The sequence below is a fragment of the Mesorhizobium sp. M7A.F.Ca.MR.362.00.0.0 genome (assembly GCF_004023175.1).
Lineage (GTDB): Bacteria > Pseudomonadota > Alphaproteobacteria > Rhizobiales > Rhizobiaceae > Mesorhizobium.
The window spans coordinates 1-3,493 of sequence record NZ_RZTF01000534.1; the positions used below are offsets into that span (position 1 = coordinate 1).

General features: G+C 58.3%; 3 protein-coding genes. 1 reads left to right on the forward strand and 2 read right to left on the reverse strand.

All coding sequences use genetic code 11. From position 1 onward, the window contains the following. Positions 1-680: 680 nt before the first annotated feature. Both EOC06_RS41060 and EOC06_RS34595 read right to left on the reverse strand, forming a co-directional pair. A complete protein-coding gene (locus EOC06_RS41060) occupies positions 681-1,376 on the reverse strand; it encodes a hypothetical protein (protein ID WP_206631323.1) in 696 nt (231 codons plus the stop codon). Between the two features lie 150 nt (positions 1,377-1,526). Next, complete coding sequence (locus EOC06_RS34595) at positions 1,527-2,702, reverse strand: amidohydrolase (protein WP_128309917.1); 1,176 nt, start codon at positions 2,700-2,702, stop codon at positions 1,527-1,529. A gap of 252 nt (positions 2,703-2,954) precedes the next feature. Between EOC06_RS34595 and EOC06_RS34600 the strand changes: the two genes are divergently transcribed. Then, entirely contained in the window at positions 2,955-3,419 is a 465-nt protein-coding gene (locus EOC06_RS34600; RefSeq protein WP_128309918.1) for an Lrp/AsnC family transcriptional regulator, read from the forward strand. The last annotated feature ends 74 nt before the right edge of the window (positions 3,420-3,493 follow it).

The window sequence follows — 3,493 nt, forward strand, 5'->3', positions numbered from 1 at the left end:
GTACCCGGACATCGAGGACGAGTGACGACGCACTGTGCCCCATCGGGGGGTGGGTAATTACAGAAAAGACGTCCAGCGCGGCGGCCATATCGCGCACACTCCGGCACAAAACAAATAGTCGAGTAAGGCCAAACCCTGGGTCCTGGCCGTTCGGGCCGCCGGAAACACGTCCGCGGGACGGGTTTAGCCCTACCAGGCCGCACCTCGTCCGCCCGTTGCCGGATCGTGACGGTATCTATAGTTAATTTAGCATGGGCAGATATGCGGCTATTCGCAAAATGGCGCGCTGGCTGAAAGGGACACGTCAAATCGGGTGCCGATTTGGTCGCTTTCAGTCGCGCCCGCGTGTGCAACTGCCGATTGATCTGCACGCGTCAATATAGACGCACCCCACTCGACGGACGTGATTGTGTCTGAGCCGGAGCTCCGAAGCCGAGGGCAGCGCGTCGGTTTGCCGCTATCAACGCCAAGGCTGAACGAAGCATGAACTTCATCATAAGGCGCGCTTTTTTGTCGGTTTTCTGCCAATCACCTTGGCGGCTCGCCCCCAAAGGGAGTCGCCAGAGAAGGGCAAGATGCTTCCAACCGACGGGCGAGGTACGGGCCAGATGATCGTGCGGTGCGGCTTCGCCAGCCGATCAGAGATGCCAGATCATCGATCGCAGTCACGCCCAGGCCTGTCAGGCGGCCGCATATGTGAGCTGACAGAGAGTTGTGATGTCATAGACTGGCAGTCCGGTTGTCCGTCGAATGGCTGGAGAAACAAGCGGGAACAACGTGCACTCGAACAGGATCGCTCCGATATCCGTATGTTCCGATTGTAAGCTGCAGAGGCAAGCCATGACTTCGGCTTCGATGTCGGCCGGCTCAGTATAGGGCGGGGGGCGTTTCATTTCATTTTGCCACATAACACCACCTTCGATGCCGCCGACCACGACGCGCGCTCGATCGCCTGGGTCATGAATGGCAAGCATCTTCTCGTCGAGGCAGCTCGAATCCGCGGCGATGACAGCAATTTTTGCAGTGGTAGGGTACTGCCGAAGCAGTAGCGGCAGAAGAATGAGGCTGGTGGCGGCCACAGGGACGTTGACTGCCGATGCCACCGCAGCTTGGTGTCGGACGGAGTAGCCGCAGTTCGCACTGATCGCAATGGCCCCTCGGGCCACGAGCCGACGGGCGGCTGCGATGTAAGCGGGCTCGAGCGCAGAGTCACCTTGGATGACGTTGTCTGCCCAGGCGCCCTCTACCGTCTCCGCGATCACCGGAAAAGGCAGCCTTTCCTTAAATGCGTCGATAGCCTCGTCTGTCGCAGACTCGCCCGCAAGAGCTCCTCTTTCCAGGTTGAGAATGCCAAGGGAACGGGCAACGGATGACACTTGCGGCCTCACATTACTAGCAGTTTGTCTGCGCCAATATGAAACAGTTCTGCGCAAGATTTGCGCCAAAAACCAGGCGCGACTGAAAAATGGATTTCATGGACGCCGGATTGCGGGGTGGCAAATTGGACACATTTGAAGATGGCGCGACTACCCCCCGTCAATTCCAAGCGCGGCCCCCACTACATTCACCCAATAGGCCACTCCGTATTGAATTGCGGCATCGTCGAAGTCGTACGCGGCATTATGTACCGGGGCTGAAGCGCCATTTCCGATGAAGATGAGCGCCCCTGGGCGCGCCTGCAGCATGTAAGCGAAATCCTCGGCACCCATAACCGGCCTCAACGTCTCGTCTACTGCTACCGCGCCGGTGCCGCCCGCCGCACGAACGGCAAGAGCAGTGGCGGCGCTATCGTTCACGGTGGCTGGAACCGACCGGCGGTAGCGGTAAGTAATGTCGCCCCCGAAAGCTTGCGCGATTTTCCGCGCGGTCGTCTCCAACTGGGTCTCGGCGAAGTCGCGCAGGGCAGGGGCCAACGCGCGGACCGTTCCTGCCAGTTCAACTTCGTCGGCGATCACATTGTAAGCATTTGAGGCGCGGAGTTTCGTGACGGAAATTACCAGCGACTCGACCGGGTCGGTGCTGCGCGACACCAACGCCTGCAGGCCAATAATGACCTGAGCGGCTATAACGACCGGATCAACTGTCAAGTGCGGGGCTGCGGCGTGCCCGCCGCGACCCTTTACAACGATGTCAAAATCGTCCTGGGAGGCCATCATCGGACCTGCGCAAATGGCAAACTTGCCTACATCGATCCCTGGCCAGTTGTGCATCCCGAACACTTGAGAGATACCAAAACGGTCCAAAAACCCGTCCTCGACCATCTTGAGCCCGCCCGACGGCAATTCGACTTCCTCGGCCGGCTGGAAGATAAGCGTGACCGTGCCCCTGAAATTCCGGCTCCTAGCAAGGTACTTTGCAGCCCCAAGCAGCATCGCCGTATGGCCGTCGTGACCGCAGGCGTGCATCTTCCCGGGGCTTTTCGACGCCCAGTGCTTTCCCGTCGCTTCATGGATCGGCAAGGCGTCCATATCTGCACGGAGTCCGATGGTCGGTCCTTCCCCGCCTTCACCCTGGATGAACGCGACAATGCCGGTGCCGGCTATCCCGGTTTCGATGCGGTTGATCCCAAAGGACGCCAGTTTGTCCCCAACGAACCGTGCCGTCTCGTGCACGGCAAAGTCGAGCTCGGGGTTTTGATGAAGATGCCTCCGCCAGGTTGTGATCTCCTCGGCCAAGGTATGAAACTTCGCGGCTGAATGCATTCTGACTCCGTTCATAGACGTCTGGCGGCCGTCGGAGGGCCACGTGCTTCGCCATCAGTGCTAGTTTGCCGTAAGCGTTTGGAATAGTTCGGGCAAAACTCGCGCTTAGGTGAAAAGAAACGGTCGCCTGCCCTGGACGATTGCAATAATGGCACCTTTTGAATGAGGTAACGTTTCATTCAGCGTCCGATCTTGCACCGAGCGTTTCGGATCGCTAATGCCACATTGTGGTTTCGTATCCAGGGTGTAGGTATGATAGATGATCTTGACCGGCGGATACTCGGCGCCCTTCAAAAGAACAACAGGCTGTCGTTCTCCGAGCTTGCGGACCTCGTGGGTTCGTCTGCCGCCTCATGCATGCGCCGTGTCAATAAGTTACGCGCCGACGGCGTTATCACCGCTGATATCTCCCTGGTTGACCCCAAAGCACTTGGGAAGTCGCTGACCGTGGTCGTAACGGTGGAGCTCGATCGCGAGCGTTTAGACCTCGTCGACGACTTCAAGCGAGCAATGCGGGCCGCGAAAGAAGTCACTCAATGCTATATGGTGACAGGTGATGCAGACTTCGTTCTTATTGTAGCAGTAGAGGACGTTGAGGCCTTTGACGTTTTTGTAAAGACCAAACTCTACACGAACCCCAATGTCCGCAAATTCAAGAGCATGATTGCGCTGGACCGCGTGAAGTTCGAGCCCCGGTCGCTGGTGCAGCCCCTTTAAGGCTGAACGTTTCCGCCACGGTTTTGTTGCAACGGCTGAATAGGGGCGCAGAGAGGCCTGATGCGAGGTCAATC

Bases quoted from the DNA above. Each gene is read 5' to 3' on its own strand.
- EOC06_RS34595 (WP_128309917.1), bottom strand. From the start codon at position 2,702: ATGCATTCAGCCGCGAAGTTTCATACCTTGGCCGAGGAGATCACAACC.
- EOC06_RS34600 (WP_128309918.1), top strand. From the start codon at position 2,955: ATGATAGATGATCTTGACCGGCGGATACTCGGCGCCCTTCAAAAGAAC.